The organism is Acidovorax sp. T1, assembly GCF_002176815.1.
Taxonomy (GTDB): domain Bacteria; phylum Pseudomonadota; class Gammaproteobacteria; order Burkholderiales; family Burkholderiaceae_C; genus Acidovorax.
In genome coordinates, this window is sequence record NZ_CP021648.1 from 2,231,027 (window position 1) to 2,256,615 (window position 25,589).

The following is a 25,589-nucleotide window of genomic DNA, read 5'->3' on the forward strand; positions in this document are numbered from 1 at the left end:
GCCAACCCGATCCATCCAAAAAACCAGAAAGACCGCGCAGATGAACATGAAGCAATTGCCCTGGATGTCCCTGGGTGCCCTCGCCCTGGCCGTGGCCGGCGTGGCCCCCGCCAGTGCCCAGCAAAAATCCGTGGCAGTGACCGCAATCGTCGAACACCCCGCCCTCGACTCCGTGCGCGACGGCGTGCAGGCAGGGTTGAAGGAAGCCGGCTTTGAAGCGGGCAAGAACCTCAAGTGGCAGTACCAAAGCGCCCAGGGCAACACCGGCACGGCCGCGCAAATCGCCCGCAAGTTCGTCGGTGACAAGCCCGATGCCATCGTCGCCATCGCCACGCCCTCGGCCCAGGCCGTGATTGCCTCGACCAAGACCGTTCCCGTCGTGTTCTCGGCAGTGACCGACCCGGTGGCGGCCAAGCTGGTGAAGAACTGGGAGCCTTCGCACAACAACGTAACCGGCGTGTCCGACCTGCTGGCGCTCGACAAGCAGATGGACCTGGTCAAGCAGGTGGTGCCGGGTGCCAAGCGCGTGGGCGTGGTTTACAACCCCGGCGAGGCCAATTCGGTCGTCGTGGTCAAGCAGCTGCAGGCCCTGCTGCCCAAGCTGGGCATGACGCTGGTCGAGGCTGCAGCGCCGCGATCGGTGGACGTAAGCAGCGCCGCGCGCAGCCTGATCGGCAAGGTCGATGTGATCTACACCAGCACCGACAACAACGTGGTCTCGGCCTACGAAGCGCTGGTGAAGGTGGGCCAGGAGGCCAAGATTCCGCTGGTGGCTTCGGACACCGACAGCGTCAAGCGTGGCGCCATCGCCGCCTTTGGCATCAACTACCGCGATCTGGGCGAGCAGACCGGCCGCATGGTGGCGCGCATCCTCAAGGGCGAAAAGCCCGGCGACATCAAGCCCGAAGTCAGCACCAAGATGGAACTGTTCGTGAACCCCGGCGCAGCCGAAAAACAGGGCGTGAAGCTGTCTGACGCGCTGATCAAGTCGGCCGCGCAGGTCGTGCAATAAGCGCACAACACCCTGTGCAGGACCGGGTCGTCAGCCCCGGGCCCCTCCGGCAGGAGCCATGCCCCGCGTGGCTCCTGCTTTGTTTTTCCCCTTGCTGGCCCCGCTGCCCATGTCCTTCTTTTCCCTGCTCGGCGCCGTTGAAATCGGCCTGATCTTCAGCCTGGTGGCCCTGGGCGTCTTCATTTCGTTCCGGTTGCTGCGCTTTCCTGACCTCACGGTGGATGGCAGCTTCCCGCTGGGCGGCGCCGTCTGCGCCATTCTGATTTCCACCGGCACCAACGCCTGGGTGGCCACGCTGGCCGCCACGGCAGCAGGCGCCGTGGCCGGGCTGATCACGGGCTGGCTCAACGTCAAGCTCAAGATCATGGACCTGCTGGCCAGCATCTTGATGATGATTGCGCTGTACTCGATCAACCTGCGCATCATGGGCGGGCCCAACGTGCCCCTCATCAACGACCCCACGCTGTTCGTGCTGCTGCAGCCCGAAGGCATGCAGGACTACATTGCGCGCCCACTGATCCTGGCCGTCATCGTGGTGGCCGCCAAGCTGCTGCTGGACTGGTTTTTTGCCACCGAACGGGGCCTGGCCATTCGCGCCACCGGCTCGAATGCCCGCATGGCCCGCGCGCAGGGCGTGAACACCGGCGCCATGATGCTGCTGGGTCTGGCGATTTCCAATGGTCTGGTGGGCCTGGCCGGCGCGCTGTTTGCGCAGACGCAGGGCGGCTCGGACATCTCCATGGGCATCGGCACCATCGTCATCGGCCTGGCCGCCGTGATCGTGGGCGAGAGCATCCTGCCCTCGCGCCGCCTGATTTATGCCACGCTGGCCGTGATCATTGGTGCCATCGCCTACCGCTTCTTCATTGCGCTGGCGCTCAACAGCGACTTCATCGGCCTAAAGGCGCAGGATTTGAATCTGATCACCGCCGTGCTGGTGGCCGTGGCGCTGGTGATTCCGCAGCTCAAGCGCAAGCTCGCCAAGCGCAAGCCGTCCTGAACCCGCGCACCGAAAGAGCCCCATGCTGAGCGCCCAACACCTCGAAATCACCTTCAACCCCGGCACGCCGATTGAAACGCGCGCCCTGCGCGGCATGTCGCTGGACATTCCGGCCGGGCAATTTGTCACCGTCATCGGCTCCAACGGTGCCGGCAAGTCCACCTTTCTCAACGCCATCTCGGGTGACCAGTCGGTGGACAGTGGCCGCATCGCCATCGACGGCGTGGACGTCACGCGCATGCCCGTGTGGGCCCGCGCAGAGCGCGTGGCCCGCGTGTTCCAGGACCCGATGGCCGGCACCTGCGAAGACCTCACCATCGAAGAAAACATGGCACTGGCGCAGCGCCGCGGCACCTTCCGCAACCTGGGCCGCGCCGTCAAGGCATCGATGCGCGAGGGTTTTCGCGAACGCCTGGCCACGCTGGGCCTGGGCCTCGAAAACCGCCTGACCGACCGCATCGGCCTGCTCTCGGGCGGCCAGCGCCAGGCCGTGAGCCTGCTGATGGCGGCGCTGCAGCCGTCGCGCATCCTGCTGCTCGACGAGCACACCGCCGCGCTCGACCCGCGCACCGCCGACTTCGTGCTGCGGCTGACCGAGCGCATCGTGCAGGAGAGCAAGCTGACCACCATGATGGTCACGCACAGCATGCGCCAGGCGCTCGACGTGGGCGAACGCACCGTGATGCTGCACCAGGGCCAGGTAGTGCTCGATGTTTCCGGCGAAGAGCGCAAGCGCCTGGATGTGCCCGACCTGCTGCACATGTTTGAAAAAGTGCGCGGCGAAAAGCTGTCGGACGACGCCCTGCTGCTGGGTTGAGGCGGGCGTGGGCTGCGCCTTTTCAATATCAAATTGATAGCTGCATGCGCTTACTGGATAAGCACAGGCGGCCAATTTGGCTTGAATATCAGTCCACAAACAGCGGCAGATCGGCTTTTTTGAGCGTGCGCAGCACAAAGCTGGATCGGCTGTGGCGGATGCCCTTGATCTTGTAGAGCTTCTCGCGCAGCAGGCGCTCATAGTCGCGCGTGTCTTTCACGACCACGCGCAGCAGGTAGTCGTAGTCGCCCGACACCAGGTGCGCCTCAATCACCTCGGGAATGCTGGCCAGGGTTTCGCCAAATTTTTCCAGCGTGTTGTCGGAATGGCTGTCGAGCGTGACCATCACCAGCACCGTGTCCGACAGATCAAGCGCGCGCGGATTCAGGCGCACGGTGTAGCCCTCGATCACGCCGGCCTCTTCCATCTTCTTGATGCGCCCCCAGCATGGCGAGGGGCTCAGGCCCACGGCCTGGCCGATCTCCTGCAGGCTGGCGCGGGCGTTGGCCTGCAAAACGGAGAGGATTTTTCTGTCGAGACGGTCTATGTGCCACATTATTCCAAAAAGACCGCATTGGCAGAAAATTTTTCTGAAAACAACCCGAAACAACGCCAATTCAGAAGATTAATCGGCCATCCGCGCGGCATACTTTGCTGCATCAAGGCGCTCTTACCCGGGTGCACAAACTGACAAGGCCCCGGCGGGTTACCGCCCGCCCGGGGCGCTTGGCAAGCATCCCCCCAACGCTACCTGTTGCTGCCCTGTCCCGCATGTGACCCCGGTGCGCTGCGATGCGCCTGGCACGCCGCTGATAAGCATGCTTACCAGCACAAACCCCGATGCCCGGCGCCATGTTGCAGCGCCATAATTTTTGCAGTGCGCGGCGCAGGCCCGCGCCGCAACCTGCACCGCAGGCCACACGCAATCACACCCCTCAGGAGACACCATGCAATTGACCAGACTCGTCGTCGGCCTCGGCCTTGCCATCGGCTTCATGGCCAGCGCTGCCGCGCAGACCACCATGCGCATCAGCATCTCGACGGCGCAGAACTCGCACCAGGGCGTGGCCATTGACACCTTTGCCAAGGAAGTCGAAAAGCGCACGGGCGGCCGCTACAAGGTGCAAACCTTCTACAACGGCGCACTGGGTGGCGAGCGCGAGTCGATTGAAGCCGTGCAGCTGGGCACGCAAGAGCTGGCCTTCAGCTCCACCGGCCCCATCCCCAATTTCGTGCCCGAAACAAAAATCCTCGATGTGCCCTTCCTGTTCCGCGACAAGGCCCATGCGCGCGCCGTGCTCGACGGCCCCATCGGCCAGGAGATGCTGACCAAGTTCGACAGCAAGGGCTTCAAGGCCCTGGCCTGGGCCGAAAACGGCTTTCGCCACATGACCAACAGCAAGCGCGACGTGAAGGAGCCCGGCGACCTCAAGGGCCTGAAGATGCGCACGATGGAGAACCCCGTGCACATCGCGGCCTACAAGGGCTTTGGCATCATCACCACGCCCATGGCCTTCCCCGAGGTGTTCACCGCCCTGCAGCAAGGCACCGTGGACGGCCAGGAGAACCCGCTGCCCGTGATCATCTCGGCCAAGTTCGACCAGGTGCAAAAGCACCTCACGCTCACCGGTCATGTGTACTCGCCCTGCATCTTCGTGATGAACAAGGCGGCTTTTGACAAGCTCAGCGCTGCCGACAAGCAGGCCTTCCTCGACGCCGCCAAGGAAGGCACCAAGGCCAACCGCGCGCGCGTGGACGAAGACGACGCCAAGGGCGTGGCCGACCTGCGAGCCAAGGGCATGACCGTGATCGACACCGTGGACAAGGCCAAGTTCGTGGCCGCGTTGGCCCCCGTCAATGCCGAGTTTGAAAAGCAGTTCGGCAAGGCAGCGCTCGACAAGATCCGCAACGTGAAGTAATCCGCACAGCGCTTTCTTTTTGATAGCTATCAGCGCCCGTCGGCAAAGCGCCAACGGGCGTTTTTATTCATACATTCTGTTGTCCGGCCCGTGCCGCCCATGAAAAACATCTTTCTTTCTTTTGAGCGCTGGTGCACCAGGTTGGCCATGCTCGGCGCCTGCGCCATGCTGGCCCTGGCCTCGACGCTGGGCATGTTCCAGATCCTGATGCGCTTCGTGTTCGAGCAGCCCGCTGAGTGGACCGAGGTGCTGATCCGTTTCAGCCTGATCTGGATGGTGTTTCTGGCCATTCCGGCCGCGTTTCGCCAGGGGGCGATGGTGAGCGTCGACGTGCTGTACCGCTGGAGCCCGCCGCGCGTTCGCCGCGTGCTCGACTGGGTGGTGTGCCTGGCCGCGCTGGCATTGATCGGCGTGATCATCTGGTGGGGCTGGGACTACGCGCAGCGCGGCGGCGTGCAGAGCATGGCCGGGCTGGAGTCGGTGTCGATGTTCTGGGCGTATCTGGCCATGCCCGTGGGCGGATTGTTCTGCGTGGTGGGAATCATCGGCAACCTGATCGATCCCCAGCGCATGGAACTGGAGACCGCGCAATGACGCCAGTAATGATCTCCACCATGGTGCTGTGCTTTGCACTCACCGTCTCCGTGGCCGTGTCGATCGGGCTGGCCTCCATCCTGGGCATTCAGGTGGCCAACGCCAACATGCTGATCGCGGTCAAGGAGATGTTCGCCTCGATCAACAAGTTTCCGCTGGCCGCCATTCCGTTTTTCATCCTGGCGGGCAACCTGATGGAAACCGGCGGCATCTCGCGCCGGCTGGTCGAGTTTGCCAAGAGCATCGTGGGCGGCGTGCAGGGCGGCCTGCCCATGACCTGCGTGCTCACCTGCATGATCTTTGCGGCGGTGTCGGGCTCGTCGGTGGCCACCACTTTTGCCATTGGCGCCATTTTGATCCCTGCGCTCATCAAGCATGGCTACCCCACCAGCTATGCTGCAGCGCTGCAGGCCACCAGCGCCGAGTTGGGCGTGATCATTCCGCCCTCCATTCCCATGATCCTGTACGGCGTGAGCGCCGAGGTGTCGATTGGCGAGCTGTTCATCGCCGGCTTTGGCCCGGGCCTCTTGATCAGTGGCGCGCTGATGCTGTTTGTCTGGGCCTACTGCAAATACAAGGGCTGGGGCAAGAACGATGGCGATGGCCGCATGCCCTTTGGCAAAGCCACGCTGCAGGCCGGCTGGGCATTGTTCATGCCCGTGATCATTCTGGGCGGCATCTACGGCGGCGTCTTCACCCCCACCGAGGCCTCGGCCGTGGCGGTGTTCTATGCGCTGGTGGTGGGCGTGGTGATCTACCGCGAGATCAAGGTCAAGGACCTGTTCGCCATCCTGCGCAAGTCGGCCATCTCGTCGGCGGTGATCATGTTCATCATCGCCAACGCCGGGTTGTTTGCCTTCCTCATCACGCGCGCCGGCGTGCCCGATGCCATTGGCCGCTGGCTGGAGGCGGTGTTGCAATCCCCCACCCTGTTCCTGCTGGGTGTGAACGCGGCGCTGTTCATCATCGGCATGTTCATCGAGACCAGCGCGGCCATCATCGTGCTGGCGCCCATCCTGGCGCCCGTGGCAATGCACTTCGGCGTGGACCCGGTGCACTTCGGCCTGATCATGGTGGTGAACCTGGCACTGGGCATGATCACGCCGCCCTTTGGCGTGAACCTGTTTGCCGCCTGCACGGTGGCGCGCATATCGCTCGACCGCATCGTCAAGCACCTGCTGCCGTTCGTGGGGGTGATCCTGGTGTGCCTGATGGTCGTCACCTATGTGCCGTGGATTTCGCTGGCGCTGCGCGATCTGGTGTACGCGAAGTAAGTACAATCGTGCCCGTCAGGAGAGAGTGCCCCGTCCCTTGCATTGCAAGATGAGAGGCACCGCCGAAGGCGCAGGAACACCCGAACGCTCAGGCAAAAGGACTGGCAAACGCCCGCAGTGATGCGGGCGTTCCCTTGCTGGAGAGAGATGGCCCGCACCATGCGAAGGCCATCCACCGAAGGAGCAAGCCGCACAGCCAGCCAGGGTGTTGCGGTGAATCTCTCAGGTAAAGCGGACAGCAGGGCAAATCCCGTGGCACATGTGCCGCGGCCCCCATTTGCCCTGGAGCTTTCATGTCCGCCCCTGCCGCCGCCCCCCTGCTCAACACGCCCCTGAACGCCCTGCACATCGAGCTGGGCGCCCGCATGGTGCCGTTTGCCGGCTATTCCATGCCCGTGCAATACCCCGCTGGCCTGATGGCCGAGCACCAGCACACGCGCAGCGCTGCTGGATTGTTCGACGTGTCCCACATGGGCCAGCTCAAACTGGTCGGCCCCGACGCCGCTGCCGCGTTCGAGAGCCTGATGCCCGTCGATGTGATCGACCTGCCCGTGGGCAAGCAGCGCTACGGGCTGCTGCTGAACGACGCGGGCGGCATCATCGACGACCTGATGTTCTTTCGCGTGGCGCAAAACGAGATCTTCGTGATCGTCAACGGCGCCTGCAAGGTGACCGATATCGCGCACATCCAGGCCCGCATCGGCCAGCGCTGCGAAGTCATCCCCATACCCGACCACGCGCTGCTGGCGCTGCAGGGCCCCCAGGCCGTCACCGCCTTGTCGCGCCTGGCGCCGGGCATTGAAAAGCGGGTGTTCATGACCGGCGGCAACTATTCCATCGCCGGCTGCGACTGCTTTGTCACGCGCAGCGGCTACACCGGCGAAGACGGCTTCGAAATCTCGGTGCCCGCCGCGCAGGCCGACACCCTGGCCCGCGCCCTGCTCGCGCAGCCTGAAGTCAAGCCCATCGGCCTGGGCGCGCGCAACTCGCTGCGCCTGGAAGCGGGCCTGTGCCTGTATGGCAACGACATCGACACCACCACCACCCCCGTGGAAGCGGCCATTGGCTGGGCGATGCAGAAGGTGCGCCGAACCGGCGGTGCCCGCGCAGGCGGCTTCCCCGGCGCCGACACGGTGCTGGCGCAACTCGACAACCCGGCCAGCCTGCAGCGCAAACGCGTGGGCCTGATCGCGCTGGAGCGCGTGCCCGTGCGCGAACACACCGAGCTGCAAAGCCTGGACGGCCAGAAGATCGGCGAAGTCACCAGCGGCCTCCTGGGCCCCACCATCGACAAACCCGTGGCCATGGGCTACGTGCTGCCCGCCCATGCGGCCCTGGGCACGCGCGTCAACGCCATCGTGCGCGGCAAGGCCGTGCCCATGGAAGTGAGCACCATGCCCTTTGTGCCTACCCGCTACTACCGCGGCTAATTACTCCACGCCGCCGCCGCTGGGCCCGGCTACATTCCGGATTCCTTCCATTTTTTCCAGGAGCTTTTCCATGACGATCAAATTTTCCAAAGACCACGAATGGATCAACGCCGCCGACGCCAATGCGGCCGTGGTCGGCATCACCGTGCACGCCCAGGACGCGCTGGGCGACGTGGTGTTTGTGGACCTGCCCGCCGTGGGCACCACGTTTGCCCAGGGCGACGTGGCCGGTGTGGTCGAGTCCGTCAAGGCCGCCGCCGACGTGTACATGCCGGTCTCCGGCGAAGTGGTCGAAGTGAACGAAGCCCTGCGCGCCGACCCCTCGCTGGCCAACTCCGACCCGCTCAACACCGGCTGGTTCTTCAAGGTCAAGCTCAGTGACGCCAGCCAGCTCGATGCGCTGCTGGACGAAGCCACCTACGCCGATTTCGCCAAGAACGCCTGAGACGAATTTGCCTTCAACCCGCTAACGTCGTTGGTCGCCTTGCCGTGCTACAGCACTGTCTGCGGCTTCCCGCCTAGTTAGCCGGCTGAATGCAAATCCGCATGGCGCCCTACCCTCCCGTTTGAGAACCTGCACTATGTTGATGCCAACCGCCCTGCCGCTCGGCGAGCTTGAAAACGCCACCGAGTTCCTGCCCCGCCACATCGGCATCGATGCGGCCGACGAAGCGCACATGCTGTCGGTGATCGGCGAGGCCTCGCGCCGCGCCCTTATCGACTCCATCGTGCCGCGATCCATTGCACGAAGCAGCGCCATGGACCTGCCCCTGCCGATTACGGAAGCGGCGGCGCTGGCCGAACTCAAGGCGATGGCATCGAAAAACCAGGTTCTCAAGAGCTTCATCGGCCAGGGCTACTACGGCACGCACATCCCCGGCGTCATCCTGCGCAACATCCTGGAAAACCCCGCCTGGTACACGGCCTACACGCCCTACCAGGCCGAAATTTCGCAAGGCCGCATGGAGGCGCTGGTCAACTTCCAGACCATGGTGTGCGACCTCACCGCCATGCCGATCGCCAATGCATCCATGCTGGACGAAGCCACCGCAGCGGCCGAGGCCATGACGCTGGCCAAGCGCTCGGTGAAGAGCAAAAGCAATGTGTTTGTTGTAGCCGGTGACGCGCACCCGCAGACCATCGAAGTGATCCAGACCCGTGCCAAGCCGCTGGGCATCGACGTGGTGCTGGCCAATTCCGCCGCTGAGTGGGATGCCGCGCTGGACGGCGAGTATTTCGCCGTGCTGGCCCAATACCCCGCCACCAGCGGCCGCATCGACGACCTGCGCGCCGACGTGGAAAAGGTCCATGGCAAGCACGCTGCATTTATCGCCGCGGCCGATCTGCTGGCCCTCACGCTGATCACCCCGCCCGGCGAATGGGGCGCCGATATTGTGGTGGGCACCACCCAGCGCCTGGGCATGCCCATGGGCGCGGGCGGCCCGCACGCGGCCTACATGGCCTGCCGCGACGACTTCAAGCGCAGCCTGCCCGGCCGCCTGGTGGGCGTGAGCGTGGACGTGCACGGCAAGCCCGCCTACCGCCTGGCGCTGCAAACGCGCGAGCAGCACATCCGCCGCGAAAAAGCCACCTCCAACATCTGCACCGCGCAGGTGCTGCCGGCCGTGATTGCCAGCATGTACGCCGTGTACCACGGCCCCCAGGGCTTGAAACGCATTGCCCAGCGCGTGGCCAGCTACACCGCCATCCTGGCCAAGGGGCTGGAGCAGCTCGGCGCGCCAGTGCGCCCGCAGGCCTGCTTCGACACGCTGACGCTGAAGACCGACGGCGCTACCAAAGCGATAGCTGCCCGCGCAGTATCCATGGGCGCCAACCTGCGAATTTACTTCGAAAACCAGCTGTGCATCTCGCTCGACGAGACCACCACGCGCGCCGACATCGAGCTGCTGTGGAAGATCTTCGCCCAGGACGGCCAGCCGCTGCCCACGTTTGACGCCTTTGAAAAGGGCGTGGAGCCGCTGATCCCCGCCGAACTGCGCCGCACCAGCGCCTACCTCACGCACCCGGTGTTCAACACCCACCACAGCGAAACCGGCATGCTGCGCTACATCCGCCAGCTGTCCGACAAGGACCTGGCGCTGGACCGCAGCATGATCCCGCTGGGCAGCTGCACCATGAAGCTCAACGCCACGAGCGAGATGATCCCCATCACCTGGCCCGAGTTTGCCAACGTGCACCCCTTCGCACCCGCCGACCAGCTCGAAGGCTACCGCCTGCTCGACGAGCAGCTGCGCGCCTGGCTGTGCCAGGCCACGGGCTATGCCGGCATCAGCCTGCAGCCCAACGCCGGCAGCCAGGGCGAATACGCGGGCCTGCTGGCCATCAAGGCCTACCACGAAGCCCAGGGCCACGGCCACCGCAACATCTGCCTGATCCCCAGCAGCGCGCACGGCACCAACCCTGCCAGCGCGCAGATGGCGGGCATGCAGGTGGTGGTGACCCAATGCGATGCCAACGGCAACGTGGACATGGCCGACCTGCAGGCCAAGTGCGAGCAACACAGCGCCAACCTGGCCGCGGTGATGATCACCTACCCCAGCACGCACGGCGTGTTCGAGACCCAGGTCAAAGAGCTGTGCGCGCTGGTGCACCAGCACGGCGGCCGCGTTTATGTGGACGGCGCCAACATGAACGCCCTGGTGGGCGTGGCCGCGCCCGGCGAGTTCGGCGGCGACGTGAGCCACCTGAACCTGCACAAGACCTTCTGCATTCCCCACGGCGGCGGGGGCCCCGGCGTGGGCCCCGTGTGCGTGGTGGCCGACCTTGTGCCCTACCTGCCCGGCCATGCCACGGCCGGCGTGGCCGGTGGCGTGGGCGCCGTGTCGGCAGCCCCCCTGGGCAATGCCGCCGTGCTGCCCATCAGCTGGATGTATTGCCGCATGATGGGTGCCGAGGGCCTGCAAGCGGCCACCGAAACCGCCATCCTCTCGGCCAACTACATCAGCGCGCGCCTCAAGGACCACTACCCCACGCTGTACGCCAGCGAAGGCAAAGACGGCAAGCCGGGCCACGTGGCCCACGAGTGCATCCTGGACCTGCGCGGCTTGAAGGAAACCAGCGGCGTGATGGCCGAAGACGTGGCCAAGCGCCTCATCGACTACGGCTTCCACGCCCCCACGCTGAGCTTCCCCGTGCCCAACACGCTGATGGTGGAGCCCACCGAGAGCGAGACGCTGTTCGAGATCGACCGCTTCATCGACGCGATGATCGCCATCCGCGAAGAAATCCGCCAGATCGAATCCGGCGCCTGGCCGCAGGACAACAACCCGCTGAAAAACGCCCCGCACACGGCCGAGAGCCTGCTGGGCAGCGAATGGGCCCGCCCCTACACCCGCGAGGCAGCCGCCTACCCGGTGGCGGCCCTGCGCAGCAACAAGTACTGGTCGCCCGTGGGCCGCGTGGACAACGTCTATGGCGACCGCAACCTGTTCTGCAGCTGCTTGCCAGTGAGCGAACTGGCGTAACGAGCGCTGATGCAGCGCTTTGATGGCGCTGCCCCATGAAAACAAAGGCCCGGTGACGGGCCTTTGTGCTTTACAGCGCATCGAGCGGGCTGAGCACACCGCGCCCACCCTTGTTGAGCACATGGGTGTAAATCATGGTGGTGCTCACATCGGCATGGCCCAGCAGCTCTTGCACCGTGCGAATGTCGTAGCCCGCTTGCAACAAATGCGTAGCGAATGAATGGCGCAGCACATGCGGACTCACCGGCTTGTCGATCTGCGCCAGCTGGGCCGCCTCGCGCACTGCGCGCTGCACCGACTCGGGGTACACATGGTGGCGCCGCTCCAGCAAAGCGCCCGTCACTGCGTCGGGGCGCGGATCAACGGAGCGCACCGGCGACGGAAAGACCCATTGCCAAGCCCAGCTGCGGTCCGCATGGGCGTACTTCACCGCCAGCGCATGCGGCAAATGCACACGGCCAAAACCCGCCTCCACGTCCTTTTCGTGCAACGCCCGCGCCTTCTGCAATTGCTGCTGCAAAGGACCGATCAGGTTTTCGGGCAACACGGTGATGCGGTCTTTATTCCCTTTGCCTTCGCGAATCACAATCTCGCGCCGGGCAAACTCCACATCCTTGACGCGCAGGCGCAGCGCCTCCAGCAAGCGCATACCCGTGCCATACAGCAACTGCGCAATCAGCCCGGTGATGCCCTGCATGTGTAACAGCAAAGTGCGCACCTCGGTGGCCGTCAACACCACCGGCAGGCGTCTGGGCGTTTTGGCCTGCACCACATCTTCCAGCCAGGGCAAATCCACACCCAGCACCTGCTTGTACAAATACAGAATCGCCGCCTTGGCCTGGTTCTGGGTCGATGCAGACACCTGGCGCTGCACCGCCAAATGTGTCAAAAATGCTTCTACCTCCGCCGCACCCATCTCTTGCGGGTGGCGCTTTCCGTGAAACAGAATAAAGCGCCGCGCCCAATCGACATAAGCCGTTTCGGTGCGAATGCTGTAATGGCGCGTGCGCAGATGGTCACGCAAACGATCCAAAAGTTTGGGCGCTGGGGCGCCGCCCGGACCGGCAGACGCGGTGGGTGCAGCACGATCGGAAGACGATGTCATCCGGAAAATTTTAGGTTTGCCTAAACGGCATCACCTGGGTACTATCCCTATGTACCAATGGATACATCTTGTTTTGGCAGACCAACTTGCTTACGATGGCTGTCGTCTAATTCTAGTTAGGCCCACAAGAAGAAGCACCGTGCCAATATTCGAACGTGCATCCGCATCAGATGTCCCAGCGCTCAGCGAGTTGCTGGATGTACTGTTTACTCAAGAGGTTGAGTTCAAGCCAGACACGGCAGCTCAATGCAAGGGTTTATCAACCATCATTGGCAACCCGGATCTGGGCGCCATCTTGGTTGCGCGGGAAGGCCGGACCGTTTTAGCAATGGTCAACTTGCTATTCACCATTTCTACGGCACTTGGTGAACGTGTCGCACTTCTCGAAGACATGGTGGTATCACCCGGCGCTCGTGGCTCAGGCGTCGGATCACATCTCCTCAATTACGCAATTGACTTTGCGCGCTTGAGTGGAGTAAAACGAATCACACTTCTCACGGATCGTGAGAACACATCAGCACAGCGCTTTTATGCGAAGCACGGTTTCTCCGAGTCCACCATGGTCCCGCTTCGGCGAACGATCCCCTAAAGCCATGAGCAAATCAACGACTCAATTGCCTGTCTCGGTTTCACGCTTGAAGTGCAACATTAAAAACAAACACCAGATGCCTAACATTACGGTCAAGCGGACGCCAACAAAGCCCATGGCTTCGCCATTTTCATGGGCTTTGTTGGTGCCCTCCACTCGCTGCGCTCCTTCCGGCGCCGCTTACCTTGGGCGTTAGTCCTCTCATATTCCTCTTTATGCAGGCCTACATTCATTCCAGCGCTTCGCCTTTATCCAAGGTTTCTCCTTTGGGTTTTTGGCGCTTTGCCGGGCTTCGCCTGCGTTCGCTTGGTCGGTTTCAGGCCTTTTGGGCCTCTGGCGCTTGTGTAGCAAGCGCTGCTAGCTATCATTCTTGCAGCGCTGCGCCGCGTCCGTGGCCCAGCGCTTTTTCATGGGCCGCGCACGTCTTCAAGGCTGGGCGCCCCCTTTTGGCCTTCGGGTCTAACTCTGCGCTCAAGCGGACTGGCTTTCAGCCAGCCGCTTACCTTGGCCGTTAGCCTGCCCGAAATAATCTGCACCATGCTTTATTCACCGGCATTTATCTTCCCAAGTGTTTATCCGCTGGGTTTGGGGTTTCTCGCCGGGCTTCGCCTTTTGGCGCTGCGCCAGTTTTCAGCTTTTTTTGCCAGCAGTGCGTCGCCTCGGTGGCGCACTGCTTTTTCACGGTTCGCGCGCGTCGTCAAGCTGGGCTTCCAGTTTTGGAGTCTGTGGCTAACCGGGCAGTCAAGCCGACCCGCCTTCGGCGGGCGGCTTACTTTCGTTCGTTAGCCTGCGAAAAACCTGCATTATTTAGGCCAATGGTCAATTCACCGGCATTTATTTTCTCAAGCGTTTATTCGTTGGGTTTTGGGTTTCTCGCCGGGCTGCGCCTTTTGGTGCTGCGCCAGTTTTCAGCTTTTTTGCCAGCATTGCGCCGCCTCCGTGGCACACTGCTTTTTCGCGATTTGCGCCCGTCGTCAAGTTGGTGCTTCCCGTTTTGGCTTCTGGGTCTAACTGTGCAGTCAAGCCGACCCGCCTTCGGCGGGCGGCTTACTTTCTTTCGTTAGTCCCTTCATATTCCGCTTTATGCAGGCCAGCATTTATTCCAACGGTTCGCCTTTACCAGAGGTTTCGCCTTTGGGGTTTTGGCGCTGCGCCGGGCTTCGCCTGCATTCTCTGCGCAGGTTTCAAGTCTTTTTGGCCTCCAGCGCTTGTGCAGCAAGCGCTACCAGCTATTATTTTTGCAGCACTGCGTCGCTTCCTTGGCCCAGCGCTTTTTCATGGGCCGCGCACGTCTTCAAGGCTGGGCGCCCCCTTTTGGCCTTCGGGTCTAACTCTGCGCTCAAGCGGACTGGCTTTCAGCCAGCCGCTTACCTTGGCCGTTAGTCCCTTCATATTCCGCTTTATGCAGGCCAGCATTTATTCCAGCGCTTCGCCAATCTCAAAGGTTTCTCCTTTGGGGTTTTGGCGCTGCGCCGGGCTTCGCCTGTCTGCACTGCGCAAGTTTCAAGCCTTTTTGGCCTCCAGCGCTTGTGCAGTAAGCGCCACCAGCTATCATTCTTGCAGCGCTGCGCCGCTTCCGTGGCCCAGCGCTTTTTCATGGGCCGCGCACGTCTTCAAGGCTGGGCGCCCCCTTTTGGCCTTCGGGTCTAACTCTGCGCTCAAGCGGACTGGCTTTCAGCCAGCCGCTTACCTTGGCCGTTAGGCACAACTAGATATGCCAAAGTATTCGCTTTTTGTAACGTGTGTATTGATTGCCATAAGTTTGTTTCTCGGCGTATTTGCGGAGGCAACAGTTGGTCGTTTGTTGTCCAGTGACGAATACCTTGCTGAACTGCGTTGGGTTCTTATCCTTGGTATGCCGATAGTTCTTGTGTTGAACCACTACTGGCTTGGCGGTCGGCGATCTGCGACTAGTGTTACAAACAAAGCCCTGTTTTTAGTTGGGCAAATTGCAATCTTTCTCGGGCCAATTTTTTGGGCATATAACCGCTGACGGCGGTGTCATAGTGCCTAACAAATCGCTCAAGTTTGTTGGTCCGCAAGCGGCCCAACCGGACGGCCTTACGGCCGCCGCTTAGCTCAAACGTTAGGTCATGAAAGTAATTAACCAATTCCCAGAGTCAGGAGAGGAAGCGGGGTTAGCCAAGAAGCTCAAGAAGGCATGGATTTCCATTACCCTAACGTGCCTCGCTTCTTCCCTTATTTCCGGACTAATCACTCTTGCAATACCAGGCTGTCATTGCGATGAAGGCGCAGGTTGCAATGGGTGTGGGCTAAATTTTATTTTTGAATTTCTTATCTTTGGGGGATTCATTGGCTTCATCTTTTCTCTAATTATTTGGCCATTCGTTGCGATAATAATAGGATTAATAGCAATCTTCAAAAGCCGTTCCTAACATCGCGCTCAAGCCGACCCGCCTTCGGCGGGCGGCTTATCTATTCGTTAGGCCGCAAGCACATGAGCGCGTTCGACATCGTAGTTGGAAGGTGGAACGAAAGTCCGCTTGATTTTTTCATCACCGCTGCCATGCCGTTCTTCGTACTCGCAGGCTTGTGGCTGGTTTGTTTGCTGCGTCAGGTTCGTCTGCCTAGAGTTTTCTATCCACTCTCTGTCTTCTGCTCCCTTGCAAGCCAACTCTATGCGCCGGTTTGTGGGTGCATGGGTACCGAGCAAACCATTGGCTCTATCATCATTGCGTTAATCGTGAGCACTATTTTCTTCGGCCCTGTTGTTCTCGGCTACTCCATCTGCTCGTCGCTGAGGTTGTAGAGATGCTTCAGGATCAGAATGCGCACCATCACCTCGGTGGGGTATGGCGGGCGCCCGCCCTTGGCCGCGTCACCCCTGGGCAGCAGTTCATCGATGACCTGCGTCAGGTGGGCAAAGTCAATGTGCCGGGCAATGACCTGCAGTGGATCGCCCAGCGTTTCGATCTTGTGCTTGCGCGCTGCGTCGGCAAAGAGGTCGAACTTGATGGCGCTGCGGACTTGGGGCTTGCTCATCGGGTGATTGTCGCGTTGGCTGGGGCGGTGTCGGTCGAGGGGATGGGGTTTTTAGAGGTTCCCTTCAGTGTGGTTCGCCGCCTCGGCAAAGAAAGATGCAGACCGTGCGGACCGTCTGTAGGCTGGCAGCGCTGCAACCCGCATCGCTTGCATCCCTGACCCCACCCCAAGGCCCTACCATCGGCCTTTGTTTTTTTGGAGCTTTCTTCATGCGCGTTCTTTTCGCCCTGCTCACTTCGCTGATCATTGCCCCCGCCGCCCTGGCGCAAGCCAAGCCGGTCAACACCGCCAGCGGTCTTGTGTTTGAATCGATCAAGGAAGGCACAGGCGAGTCGCCCAAGGCCACCGATACCGTCAAGGTCCATTACAAAGGCACCTTGCTCGATGGCAAGGAGTTCGACAACTCTTACAAGCGCGGCGAGCCCACCGAGTTTCCGCTGAACCGCGTGATCCCCTGCTGGACCGAGGGCGTGCAGCGCATGAAGCCCGGCGGCAAGGCCAAGCTGACCTGCCCACCTGGCATTGCCTATGGCGAGCGTGGCGCGGGTGGTGTGATTCCGCCCAACGCCACGCTGAATTTCGAGGTGGAGCTGGTCTCGGTGCGCCGCTGAGCATTGGCAACGCGCGGGTTGCGGCGGGCCTGCGCGGGCGTACACTCCAGCGCTCAGGCAACGGCCTTGCTGCGCAGGGGGTGCGGCACTTGCCGGCGCCCTCCGACCGCCGCCCATGAGCCTTCCAGACCTGTCCTTTCTGCACCAAGCCCAGGCGTCCCGCGACCCGGGGCAAGAAGTGCCTGGGCCCTCCTCGCCTACCCCCCAGCCCGAGCGCCGCTCGCCCCTGCGCCCCGAGGGGCCCCTCGCCGAGCTGATCTCCGAGCTGCGCAGCTACCAGGCCGAGCTGGAAGCACAGAACAAGGTTTTGCAATACAGCCAGGCCGCGGCCGAAAGTGCATCGGAGCGCTTCGAGGCCTTGTTTGCCAGCGTGCCGCTGGCCCTCATGGTGGTGGACGAATACGACGTGGTGGAGCAGGCCAACTCGATGGCGCACCGCTCCTTTCAGCCCACCGAGCAGGACCGCCCGCTGACGGCGCTGATGCCTTTTGTGAGCGAGGGCGACAGCCAGCGCGTACACGATGCTTTCAGCGCGGCGCGCACGCAGGGCCACAGCGAAGTGACCGAAGTGGTCTTCCTGATCGGCGACACAGCCCGCATCACCGGCGACCTGCACATCGCCTGCATCGAGATGGCGCAGGATGGCGCGGCGCCGCTGCTCCAGTTTCTGTGCGCCGTGATCGACCAGGGCCCGCTGCTGGCCGAGCGCCAGGCCCTGCAGCAGGGCAACGAGCAACTGCACGCCAGCGAAAGGCGGCTGGAGGCCATCATCAATTCGGCGCTGGATGCCATCGTCTGCGTGGACCAGCACCAGCGCATCACGGTGTTCAACCCCACGGCGGCCGCGCTTTTCCAGTGCAGCGCCAGCGACGCACTGGGCAGCCCGCTGCAACGCTTTTTGCCCGACGCGGCGCAGGCGCTGGCGTTCGCGCAGCTCGCCACGCAGGCGCAGCTGGGCGAAATGACGGCGCTCACCGCCGGCGGCAAGGAGCTGGCGGTGGAAGTGAGCGTGTCATTCGAGCGCCATGCCGAGGGCGAGACCACCACCGTCTTCGCCCGTGACCTGACCGGCCGCAAGAAGGCCGAGGCGCACAGAAACGAGCTCGAAGCGCAGCTGCGCGAATCGCAAAAAATGCAGGCGGTGGGCACCATGGCGGGCGGCATTGCCCACGATTTCAACAACATCCTGGGCGCCATTCTGGGCAACGTCGAACTGGCCAAGGCCGACTGCCCAGCGGACTCTCCCGTGCTGGAGAGCCTGCACGAGATCGACAAAGCCGGGCGGCGCGCCCGTGATCTGGTGCGCCAGATCCTCACCTTCAGCCGCAACGAACCGCCCCAGCGCACCCCCGTGAACCTGGCCGAAGTGGTGCACGACACCGAGCGACTGCTGCGCGTCACCCTGCCGCCCGGCATTGATCTGCACATGCACCTGCCATCGGGCCTGCCGGCCCTGCTGGCCGATGCCACCCAGGTCGAGCAGGCCCTGCTGAACCTGTGCACCAACGCCATCCATGCCATGGGCACCGAGCGCGGCAGCATCCATGTCGAGGCCGCCCGGATGCGGCCCGACCAGCGCCAGTGCGAGCGCCTGGGCCTGGCGCCCAGGGACTATGTGGCGCTGTCGGTGCGCGACACCGGCCCGGGCATGGATGCCGCCACGCTCGAACGCATTTTTGAACCCTTTTTCACCACCAAGCCCGTGGGCCAAGGCACGGGTCTGGGCCTGGCGGTGGTGCATGGCGTGATGCGCACCCACGAGGGCGCTGTGGATGTGCACAGCGCACCGGGCCATGGCAGCCGGTTCACGCTGTATTTCCCGGTAGCCATCGGCCACGAAAATGCAGCCGCTGCCCCGCCCTCGCCCCCAGCACATGCAACAACCCCGCCTGCCGCACACCCGGCCGCACAACGCAGCCACCATGTCATGTATGTGGATGACGACGAGGCACTGGTGTTTCTGGTGCAGCGCCTGCTGCGCCGCCGCGGCTACCAGGTCAGCGGGTTCACCGACCCCCACGAGGCCACCGCCGCCCTGCGCGCCGACCCGCTGCACTATGACCTGGTGGTGACCGACTACAACATGCCCGGCTTTTGCGGCGTGGACCTGGTGCGCGAGGCCCGCCGCATCCGCCCCGACCTGCCCGTGGCACTGGCGTCCGGCTACGTCACGACAGAAATCGAGCAGGCCGCCATGGCCGAGGGTGCCAGCGCCCTCATCCACAAACCCAACGACGTGGAAGAACTGTGCGCCACGGTGCAGCGGCTCGTGAGCGGCAATGAACCCGCCTGAAGTTGCGGACACCGGCGTGCAGGCGGCCCATGTCGATGCCGACCTGCTCGTGCTGCACAAACCGCCGGGGCTGCTGTGCGTGCCCGGCCGGGGCCCCGACAAGCAGGATTGCCTGAGCGCCCGCGCCCAGCAGCGCTGGCCGGGTGCGCTGGTCGTGCACCGGCTCGACCAGGCCACATCGGGGCTGGTGCTGATGGCCCGCCATCCGGACGCACAGCGGCGCCTGGGCCACGCATTTGCCGAGCGCCAGGTGCACAAGCGCTACCAGGCCGTGGTGCAGGGGCAACTCGGCAGCGACGACAGCGCGTGGCATGACATCGACCTGCCCATCGCAGCCGACTGGGCACGCCGCCCACTGCGCGTGATCGACCACACCCTGGGCAAGCCCAGCCTGACACGCTGGCGCGCGCTCGCGCATGACGCGGCCGCCCAAACCACGCGGATCGAGCTGGAGCCCGTGACAGGCCGCACCCACCAGCTGCGCGTGCACCTGGCGGCCATCGGCCACGCCATATTGGGCGACATGCTCTATGCCGACGCCATCACGCAGGCACAGGCCCCGCGCCTGATGCTGCATGCCAGCCACCTGGCTTTCACGCACCCGGTGACGGGTGCGCTGCTCACCCTGGAATGGGCCGCCGAGTTTTAGCCAAATCGGCCTGTAGCGCCTGCCTGCATTGCGCAAACAGCTATTATTTTGATAGTTACCGGGTTTTTCACTAACCCCAGCCGCCCGGCGACAGCAGGCTGTAGGCTTCCCGCAGTACCATGGCAGGATGCCTTTGAACCACCTCACCCTCCTCACCGGCGCATCGCGCGGCATGGGCCTGGCCATGGCGCACCAGTTGCTGCGCCCCGGCCACACACTGGTCTGCATCTCACGCCACCGCAATGCCGAGCTCGCCCAGGCGGCAAGCCAGGCCGGTGCCACGCTGGAGCAATGGGAGCAAGACCTGTCCCAAGGCGAGCAGGCCGCGCGCGCGCTGCGCGACTGGCTCACGGCCCAGGGCCCCGCTGCCTTTGCCAGCGCCACGCTGATCAACAACGCCGGTGTCATCCCGCGCATCGCGCCGCTGTCGGCCAGCGCCCCAGCCGACCTTGCCAACGCCCTGCGCGTGGGGCTGGAGGCGCCCATGCTGCTCACGGCCGCCTTCCTGGGCGCCACCGAGGGCTGGGCCGTGCCGCGCAAGGTGCTCAACATTTCATCGGGCCTGGGCCGCCGTGCCATCGCCTCGCAAGCAGCCTACTGCGCCGCCAAGGCGGGCATGGACCATTTCACGCGCTGCGTGGCACTGGACGAAGCCCTCAAGCCCCAGGGCGCCAAGGTGTGCTCGCTGGCGCCGGGCGTCATCGACACCGACATGCAGCAGCAACTGCGCGGCACCGACCCCGCCGCGTTCCCGGATGCACCCAATTTTGCCAACCTCAAGACGGGTGGCCAGCTCACATCGCCTGCCGACGCCGCTACCCGCGTGCTGGCCTGGCTGGAGCGCGCAGACTTCGGCACCCACCCGGTGGCCGACGTGCGCGATGCCTGAGTCGGCACGCTTCGTTTTTAATAGCTGCAGGCGCTTTATACATAAGCACTGGCGGCACATTTGATCTGAAATCACTCTGAAAGGACATTCCCATGACCCGTGAAGTCGTCGTCGTCAGCGCAGTGCGCACCGCCATCGGCACCTTTGGTGGCAGCCTGAAAGATGTGCCGCCCACTGAACTGGGCGCGCTCGTGGTGCGCGAATCCCTTGCCCGTGCCAACGTGGAAGGCAAGGATGTGGGCCATGTGGTGTTCGGCCATGTGGTCAACACCGAGCCCAAGGACATGTACCTGTCGCGCGTGGCCGCCATCAACGGCGGGTGCGGCGAAGGCACGCCCGCCTTCAACGTCAACCGCCTGTGTGGCTCGGGCCTGCAGGCCATCGTGAACGCCAGCCAGTCCATCTTGCTGGGCGACACCGATGTGGCCATTGGCGGTGGCGCCGAAAACATGAGCCGCGTGCCGTTTGCCAGCCTGAACATGCGCTGGGGCGCCCGCATGGGCGACACCAAGATGGTGGACATGATGATTGGCGCACTGCACGATCCCTTCCACAACATCCACATGGGCGTAACGGCCGAGAACATCGCCGCCAAGTGGGGCATCACCCGCGAAGACCAGGACAAGCTGGCCGTGGAAAGCCACAACCGTGCCGAGCGCGCCACGCAAAGCGGTGTCTTCAAGGACCAGATCGTGCCGGTCACCCTGAAGAGCCGCAAGGGCGACGTGCAGTACGCCACCGACGAGCACTTCCGCCCCGGCGCCACGATGGAAGACCTGGCCAAGCTGCGCCCCGCGTTCCTCAAGGAAAACGGCACCGTCACCGCCGGCAATGCCTCGGGCATCAACGACGCCGCCGCTGCCGTGGTGCTGATGGAAGCCGGTGCCGCCAAGGCCCGTGGCGCCAAGCCCCTGGCGCGCCTGGTGGCCTATGCACACGCGGGTGTGGACCCCAAATACATGGGCATCGGCCCCGTGCCCGCCACGCAACTGGCGCTCAAAAGAGCCGGCCTCACGGTGAACGACCTCGATGTGATCGAGGCCAACGAGGCCTTTGCCGCCCAGGCCTGCGCCGTCACGCGCGACCTGGGGCTGGACCCGGCCAAGGTCAACCCCAACGGCTCGGGGATTTCGCTGGGCCACCCGATTGGCGCCACGGGGGCGCTCATCACCGTGAAGGCCATCCATGAGCTGCAGCGCATCCAGGGCCGCTACGCACTGGTGACCATGTGCATTGGCGGCGGCCAGGGTATTGCCGCCATTTTTGAGCGCATCTGACCCTTGCCCACCGCGGGCGGCCCAGGGCCGCCCCGGCTGCTTTTATCTGACGGAGACTTTTTTTGATGATTCGCACGCTGCTTTCCTTCACCGCCCTCGCCCTCGCCCTGGGAGCCACCACGGCCCATGCCCAGGCGCCCGCACCGGCGGCCGCCTACCCCAACAAGCCCATCCGCCTGATCGTGCCCTTCCCGCCCGGTGGCGGCACCGACATCCTCTCGCGCCTGGTGGCCACCAAGCTCACCGAAAGCACCAAATGGACCGTGGTGGCCGACAACAAGGCGGGTGCCGGCGGCACCATCGGCATCGGCGAGGCGGTAAAGGCCGCGCCCACGGGCTACGACCTCGTGATGGGCCAGAAGGACAACCTGGTGATCGGCCCCTGGCTCTACAAGAACCTGCCCTGGGACCCCACCAAGGACCTGACCGCCGTGGCCCATGTGGCCTGGACGCCGGTGATCATTGCCACCAGCGCCAACAGCAAGTTCAAGACCCTGGCCGATGTGGTGGCCGCTGCCAAGGCTGCGCCCGGCACCATCACCTATGGCTCGCCCGGCAACGGCACGTCCATCCACCTGGCGGGCGACCTGTTTGAAAAAGCCGCAGGCATCAAGCTGAGCCACATTCCCTACAAGGGCTCGAACCCCGCGCTGATCGACGCGCTGGCGGGCAATGTGGACCTGCTGGTGTCGTCACTGCCCTCGGCCATGGGCCAGATCAAATCGGGCAAGCTGCGCCCGCTGGCGGTCACCTCGGCCAAGCGCAGCTCCTCGCTGCCCGATGTGCCCACCGTGGCCGAATCGGGGTTCAAGGGCTTTGACGTGAGCACCTGGTATGGCGTTTTCGCCCCCGCCGGCACGCCCGCCAGCGTGGTCAGCACCCTCAACGCTGAAATCAACAAGCTGCTGGCCATGGCCGACATGAAAGCCGCCATCCAGTCCCAGGGCGCCGAGCCCGAAGCCATGTCGGCGGCGCAGTTCGGCACCCTGCTCAAGACCGACTACACCAAATGGAAGGGCATCGTGGAAGCCTCAGGCGCAAAGATTGAGTAGCCCCCCTCCCCCGAGGGGGACGCACCCGGTGGCCTGGCAGGCTCAGTCTCTTACGACCAGCACCGGGATATGCACCACGCCCAGCACCCGCTGGGTGACGCTGCCCAGCATCAGTTTTTCCAGGCCCCGGCGGCCATGCGAGCCCATCACGATGAGGTCGGCGCCCGTGCTTTGCTGTGCGCGCAGGATACCGTCGTGCACCGCGTGGCCTTCGCCCACCACCGTAGTGACTTGGATGCCGGCCTCGGCCATGGCTTTCTTGGTGGCATCGAGAGCGCTGTTGGCCTCTGCCGTGGCAGCGCTCAAGTATTGCGCCTGGCCATAGGCGAAATCAGCCCCCACGCCCGTGAAGGGATACGGATCGATCACATACAGCGCCGTCACGGCGCTGCCAAAGGTCTTGGCCAGGGCCGCAGCCTTGGACACCGCGAGCATGGAAGTGTTGGAGCCGTCCACAGGAACCAGAATGTGTTTGAACATGGTGCTTCTCCTCAAGTTGATGGGGCCAGGCGATGGCCTGGAAACAGGGCTCCAGTGTGGCGGCCCACCACACTGTGCGTCTTGATTCGCATCAAATCAAGGTGTCGTGGCGCCATGGCGTTATGGCAACGCGGCCTGCGTTCGGGGCTGGGCCACCACATCCGCGCCCTGAAAGCTCCCGCGTCGGCAGGTCACCACCAGCGTGTCGCGGTAACCGCCTGGCAGCGCGGGCTGGATGGGCGTGGTCTCGTGGATCATGCGAGCGTCGTCCAGCAGCATCAGCGACCAGGGCGCGCTCAGGGTAAAACGCTGGCCCGCCGGGCCCGTGGCTTCAAACACGCGCGTTTCGCCGCCCTTCACCCCGTCGCGGGCCACCAGAAAAACCGCCACCAGGTCCACACCGTCGCGGTGCGCGCCCTCGGGCGTGGGGCGGCCAATGCCATCGGTGGTGTCGATGCGAAACTGGTGCGCCTCCACAAACCAGCGCACGGGCGCATCGGGGCCGGCAAACACCGCGTCGGACAAGGCCGCCAGCGCCGCCAGCAGCTGCGTCCACACGGGCTGCGCCACCGTTTCGGGCGCCATGGGAGCAAACCAGCGCTCCATGCCGCCATGCAGCGCGTTGTATTCCAGCGGCTGCCAGTGCGCCCGGTGCGGCACCTGCACCACGTCACCGTGCACCACTTCAAAGCAGGCATGGCGACGGCGGCGGTAGCGGCCACCGTCTTTCAGGAAATCGTCGGGGGGCAACGCGGCCCAGTCGGCGGCCAGCGCCTGCAGGTCTGCCAAGGAGCAACCAGACCACGCAGCCACATCGGGCGGCGACAGCACGGCGTAGCCGGTGTTGCGCAACTGCTCGGCCACCCCATCGGGACGGGTGAAAGGAGGAGAAAAAGTGACTTCAGCCATTCCTCAGAGCTTAACCGCCGATGCGGCGAGGCCGGGCCCGCAGGCCCCGGCGCTCACGGGTGACGGGCAGATCAGTCGCGCTGCCCGTGGCCCTTGCCACGGCCTTCACCCCGCCCGTCGTGGCGGTCGCCCCGGTCATGCTTGCCGGCGCCACGATGACCATCGTCCCAGCGACGGTCATCCCTACGGTCGTTGCCAGGACGGCCACCGTAATTTTGGCCACGAACCGGCTCTTTCACAAAGTACACCGGCTGTCCGCAGGCGTTGTAGCGGGCGCAGTGCTTGCCCCAGTTCTTGGCATGCCCCGGCGGCACATACAGGTAAATCGGGGAGCGCGGCACCATCACGGCAGGCCGCTGGATGATCATGGGCTCGGCATAAATCAGGGGCGGCGGCGCATTGCCAATGTCGATACGCCCATACACGCCGGGCGCCAGCTGCCCGCCCACGGTGGAGTTGAAATAGGTTTGGGCCTGGGCGCCCGCAGCGGCAACCAGCAGCAACGCCGTGGCAGCCCCGGACATCAGGTGACGAAAAGTGAGATTCATGGTAGATCCTGGTGGATTAAAAGACAGCCCAGTTGTAACAAGATCGGCGGTGCTGATCGTCAGATGCTGCGCAAAAGATGTAAGCAAATGGTGAACAACAACGCAATGATACTGATGAAAAATGGCTGCTGCGCTTTATCTACAAGCGCCTACAGCTATGTTTTTGGTAGCATTCAACAGATTGCACATCCTGCAACGATGGGCTTGCGGCATGGGCTGCAGTAGCATGGGGCCATCCCCGCCAGGCCAGGAGACCGCGATGCCCTATGAACGCCGCCACTTCATCCGCGTCAGTTTTGATGCACCGGCCCTGCTCGCAACCGCCACCGATACGTTCAGCGTGCATGTGCTGGACCTTTCGCTCAAGGGCGCACTCATTACCGTCCCCGCCCACGTACAGCTTCGCACCGGAATGCGGTGCCAACTGACACTGGCACTCGCCGAAACCGGCAACCACATTGCCATGTCCACCGAAGTGGCCCATGTGGAGGGCTTGCACACGGGGCTGCTGTGCCGGGGCATTGAACTGGACAGCGTGACCCACCTGCGCCGCCTGATCGAGCTGCAACTGGGCGACCCCGCACTGCTCGAGCGCGATCTGGCCGAGCTGATGCACGCGGCATCGGCGCACTGAGGTGCAAGCCAGGGCGGCG

At 63.7% G+C, this 25,589-nt stretch carries 28 protein-coding genes, 3 pseudogenes and 2 riboswitches; of the genes and pseudogenes, 24 read left to right on the forward strand and 7 right to left on the reverse strand.

The window, feature by feature from the left end; genetic code table 11:
• Nucleotides 1–46: 46 nt before the first annotated feature.
• The 3 genes from CCX87_RS10335 (at nt 47) to CCX87_RS10345 (ending at nt 2,829) form a co-directional block, all read left to right on the forward strand.
• Nucleotides 47–1,012 carry an ABC transporter substrate-binding protein gene (locus tag CCX87_RS10335; RefSeq protein WP_087748286.1) on the forward strand — a complete coding sequence of 322 codons (966 nt, stop codon included), beginning with the start codon at nt 47–49 and terminating at the stop codon, nt 1,010–1,012.
• A 109-nt stretch (nt 1,013–1,121) separates the two neighbouring features.
• Nucleotides 1,122–2,012, forward strand: coding sequence for an ABC transporter permease (locus tag CCX87_RS10340; protein ID WP_087748287.1), 891 nt, complete (start codon nt 1,122–1,124; stop codon nt 2,010–2,012).
• A gap of 22 nt (nt 2,013–2,034) precedes the next feature.
• Nucleotides 2,035–2,829, forward strand: a complete 795-nt coding sequence (locus CCX87_RS10345) for an ABC transporter ATP-binding protein (protein WP_087746061.1) — start codon at nt 2,035–2,037, stop codon at nt 2,827–2,829.
• Between the two features lie 88 nt (nt 2,830–2,917).
• Here the strand turns inward: CCX87_RS10345 and CCX87_RS10350 are convergent, their stop codons facing one another.
• Nucleotides 2,918–3,376 (reverse strand): Lrp/AsnC family transcriptional regulator, encoded by a 459-nt coding sequence (locus CCX87_RS10350; protein ID WP_086927389.1) that lies wholly within the window; start codon nt 3,374–3,376, stop codon nt 2,918–2,920.
• 400 nt (nt 3,377–3,776) lie between these two features.
• Here CCX87_RS10350 and CCX87_RS10355 point away from each other — a divergent pair, with 400 nt between their 5' ends.
• The 6 genes from CCX87_RS10355 to gcvP all read left to right on the forward strand — a co-directional run bounded on the left by CCX87_RS10355 (nt 3,777) and on the right by gcvP (nt 11,531).
• The gene (locus tag CCX87_RS10355; RefSeq protein WP_087746063.1) at nt 3,777–4,748 is read left to right on the forward strand and encodes a TRAP transporter substrate-binding protein; all 972 of its coding nucleotides are present in this window, start codon (nt 3,777–3,779) and stop codon (nt 4,746–4,748) included.
• Nucleotides 4,749–4,847: 99 nt separating this feature from the next.
• The gene (locus CCX87_RS10360; RefSeq protein WP_087746065.1) at nt 4,848–5,342 is read left to right on the forward strand and encodes a TRAP transporter small permease; all 495 of its coding nucleotides are present in this window, start codon (nt 4,848–4,850) and stop codon (nt 5,340–5,342) included.
• Nucleotides 5,339–6,616, forward strand: a complete 1,278-nt coding sequence (locus CCX87_RS10365; RefSeq protein WP_087746067.1) for a TRAP transporter large permease — start codon at nt 5,339–5,341, stop codon at nt 6,614–6,616. Before CCX87_RS10360 ends, CCX87_RS10365 begins: the two co-directional genes overlap by 4 nt.
• A 6-nt stretch (nt 6,617–6,622) precedes the next feature.
• Nucleotides 6,623–6,730: riboswitch (glycine riboswitch) on the forward strand.
• Between the two features lie 13 nt (nt 6,731–6,743).
• A riboswitch (glycine riboswitch) is annotated at nt 6,744–6,865 on the forward strand.
• A 44-nt stretch (nt 6,866–6,909) separates the two neighbouring features.
• A complete protein-coding gene (gcvT, locus tag CCX87_RS10370) occupies nt 6,910–8,046 on the forward strand; it encodes a glycine cleavage system aminomethyltransferase GcvT (RefSeq protein ID WP_087746069.1) in 1,137 nt (378 codons plus the stop codon).
• A 70-nt stretch (nt 8,047–8,116) separates the two neighbouring features.
• On the forward strand, nt 8,117–8,491 hold the full coding sequence (gene gcvH, locus CCX87_RS10375) for a glycine cleavage system protein GcvH (RefSeq protein ID WP_086912538.1): 375 nt from the start codon (nt 8,117–8,119) through the stop codon (nt 8,489–8,491).
• 136 nt (nt 8,492–8,627) lie between these two features.
• Nucleotides 8,628–11,531: an aminomethyl-transferring glycine dehydrogenase gene (gcvP, locus tag CCX87_RS10380; protein WP_087746071.1), complete on the forward strand. Its 2,904-nt coding sequence runs from the start codon at nt 8,628–8,630 to the stop codon at nt 11,529–11,531.
• A 70-nt stretch (nt 11,532–11,601) separates the two neighbouring features.
• Here the strand turns inward: gcvP and CCX87_RS10385 are convergent, their stop codons facing one another.
• On the reverse strand, nt 11,602–12,636 hold the full coding sequence (locus CCX87_RS10385) for an integron integrase (protein ID WP_087746073.1): 1,035 nt from the start codon (nt 12,634–12,636) through the stop codon (nt 11,602–11,604).
• Between the two features lie 139 nt (nt 12,637–12,775).
• Between CCX87_RS10385 and CCX87_RS10390 the strand changes: the two genes are divergently transcribed.
• On the forward strand, nt 12,776–13,225 hold the full coding sequence (locus CCX87_RS10390) for a GNAT family N-acetyltransferase (RefSeq protein ID WP_198314701.1): 450 nt from the start codon (nt 12,776–12,778) through the stop codon (nt 13,223–13,225).
• A 21-nt stretch (nt 13,226–13,246) separates the two neighbouring features.
• Here CCX87_RS10390 and CCX87_RS21500 read toward each other — a convergent pair whose 3' ends face one another.
• Nucleotides 13,247–13,381: a hypothetical protein gene (locus tag CCX87_RS21500; RefSeq protein ID WP_255378697.1), complete on the reverse strand. Its 135-nt coding sequence runs from the start codon at nt 13,379–13,381 to the stop codon at nt 13,247–13,249.
• Between the two features lie 59 nt (nt 13,382–13,440).
• On the opposite strand from CCX87_RS21500, the gene CCX87_RS10395 reads away from it, so the two are divergent.
• From CCX87_RS10395 to CCX87_RS10415, 7 genes and pseudogenes are all read left to right on the forward strand, one after another.
• Nucleotides 13,441–13,740, forward strand: coding sequence for a DUF1010 domain-containing protein (locus CCX87_RS10395; protein ID WP_087748288.1), 300 nt, complete (start codon nt 13,441–13,443; stop codon nt 13,738–13,740).
• 22 nt (nt 13,741–13,762) lie between these two features.
• On the forward strand, nt 13,763–14,011 hold the full coding sequence (locus tag CCX87_RS21635) for a DUF1010 domain-containing protein (RefSeq protein ID WP_157667120.1): 249 nt from the start codon (nt 13,763–13,765) through the stop codon (nt 14,009–14,011).
• Between the two features lie 46 nt (nt 14,012–14,057).
• A pseudogene (locus tag CCX87_RS21640) lies at nt 14,058–14,270 on the forward strand (DUF1010 domain-containing protein); the annotation flags it as partial.
• Nucleotides 14,271–14,308: 38 nt separating this feature from the next.
• Nucleotides 14,309–14,608: a DUF1010 domain-containing protein gene (locus CCX87_RS10405; RefSeq protein ID WP_157667121.1), complete on the forward strand. Its 300-nt coding sequence runs from the start codon at nt 14,309–14,311 to the stop codon at nt 14,606–14,608.
• A 130-nt stretch (nt 14,609–14,738) separates the two neighbouring features.
• A pseudogene (locus tag CCX87_RS21645) lies at nt 14,739–14,927 on the forward strand (DUF1010 domain-containing protein); the annotation flags it as partial.
• A 12-nt stretch (nt 14,928–14,939) separates the two neighbouring features.
• A complete protein-coding gene (locus tag CCX87_RS20815) occupies nt 14,940–15,218 on the forward strand; it encodes a hypothetical protein (RefSeq protein ID WP_143218353.1) in 279 nt (92 codons plus the stop codon).
• A gap of 465 nt (nt 15,219–15,683) precedes the next feature.
• Nucleotides 15,684–15,995: a hypothetical protein gene (locus CCX87_RS10415; RefSeq protein WP_087746079.1), complete on the forward strand. Its 312-nt coding sequence runs from the start codon at nt 15,684–15,686 to the stop codon at nt 15,993–15,995.
• On the opposite strand, the pseudogene CCX87_RS10420 reads toward CCX87_RS10415, so the two are convergent.
• Nucleotides 15,968–16,228: pseudogene (locus tag CCX87_RS10420) on the reverse strand (transposase); the annotation flags it as partial. The gene CCX87_RS10415 and the pseudogene CCX87_RS10420 sit on opposite strands and share 28 nt — an antisense overlap.
• Nucleotides 16,229–16,437: 209 nt before the next feature.
• Between CCX87_RS10420 and CCX87_RS10425 the strand changes: the two are divergent.
• The 6 genes from CCX87_RS10425 to CCX87_RS10450 all read left to right on the forward strand — a co-directional run bounded on the left by CCX87_RS10425 (nt 16,438) and on the right by CCX87_RS10450 (nt 22,999).
• Nucleotides 16,438–16,839: an FKBP-type peptidyl-prolyl cis-trans isomerase gene (locus CCX87_RS10425; protein WP_087746082.1), complete on the forward strand. Its 402-nt coding sequence runs from the start codon at nt 16,438–16,440 to the stop codon at nt 16,837–16,839.
• 115 nt (nt 16,840–16,954) lie between these two features.
• Nucleotides 16,955–19,132, forward strand: coding sequence for a PAS domain-containing hybrid sensor histidine kinase/response regulator (locus tag CCX87_RS10430; RefSeq protein WP_087746084.1), 2,178 nt, complete (start codon nt 16,955–16,957; stop codon nt 19,130–19,132).
• Nucleotides 19,119–19,781: an RluA family pseudouridine synthase gene (locus CCX87_RS10435; RefSeq protein WP_087746086.1), complete on the forward strand. Its 663-nt coding sequence runs from the start codon at nt 19,119–19,121 to the stop codon at nt 19,779–19,781. The genes CCX87_RS10430 and CCX87_RS10435 overlap by 14 nt, the downstream gene beginning before the upstream one ends.
• Before the next feature lie 127 nt (nt 19,782–19,908).
• Entirely contained in the window at nt 19,909–20,670 is a 762-nt protein-coding gene (locus CCX87_RS10440; RefSeq protein WP_087746087.1) for an SDR family NAD(P)-dependent oxidoreductase, read from the forward strand.
• Nucleotides 20,671–20,762: 92 nt separating this feature from the next.
• Nucleotides 20,763–21,947, forward strand: a complete 1,185-nt coding sequence (bktB, locus tag CCX87_RS10445; protein WP_087746089.1) for a beta-ketothiolase BktB — start codon at nt 20,763–20,765, stop codon at nt 21,945–21,947.
• Between the two features lie 65 nt (nt 21,948–22,012).
• A complete protein-coding gene (locus CCX87_RS10450) occupies nt 22,013–22,999 on the forward strand; it encodes a tripartite tricarboxylate transporter substrate binding protein (protein WP_087746090.1) in 987 nt (328 codons plus the stop codon).
• A 42-nt stretch (nt 23,000–23,041) separates the two neighbouring features.
• Here the strand turns inward: CCX87_RS10450 and CCX87_RS10455 are convergent, their stop codons facing one another.
• The 3 genes from CCX87_RS10455 to CCX87_RS10465 all read right to left on the reverse strand — a co-directional run bounded on the left by CCX87_RS10455 (nt 23,042) and on the right by CCX87_RS10465 (nt 24,936).
• A complete protein-coding gene (locus CCX87_RS10455; RefSeq protein WP_087746092.1) occupies nt 23,042–23,479 on the reverse strand; it encodes a universal stress protein in 438 nt (145 codons plus the stop codon).
• A gap of 120 nt (nt 23,480–23,599) precedes the next feature.
• Nucleotides 23,600–24,388, reverse strand: coding sequence for a 2OG-Fe dioxygenase family protein (locus CCX87_RS10460; protein ID WP_087746093.1), 789 nt, complete (start codon nt 24,386–24,388; stop codon nt 23,600–23,602).
• Between the two features lie 71 nt (nt 24,389–24,459).
• On the reverse strand, nt 24,460–24,936 hold the full coding sequence (locus CCX87_RS10465) for a hypothetical protein (RefSeq protein ID WP_087746095.1): 477 nt from the start codon (nt 24,934–24,936) through the stop codon (nt 24,460–24,462).
• A gap of 259 nt (nt 24,937–25,195) precedes the next feature.
• On the opposite strand from CCX87_RS10465, the gene CCX87_RS10470 reads away from it, so the two are divergent.
• A complete protein-coding gene (locus tag CCX87_RS10470) occupies nt 25,196–25,570 on the forward strand; it encodes a PilZ domain-containing protein (protein ID WP_087746097.1) in 375 nt (124 codons plus the stop codon).
• Nucleotides 25,571–25,589: the final 19 nt, after the last annotated feature.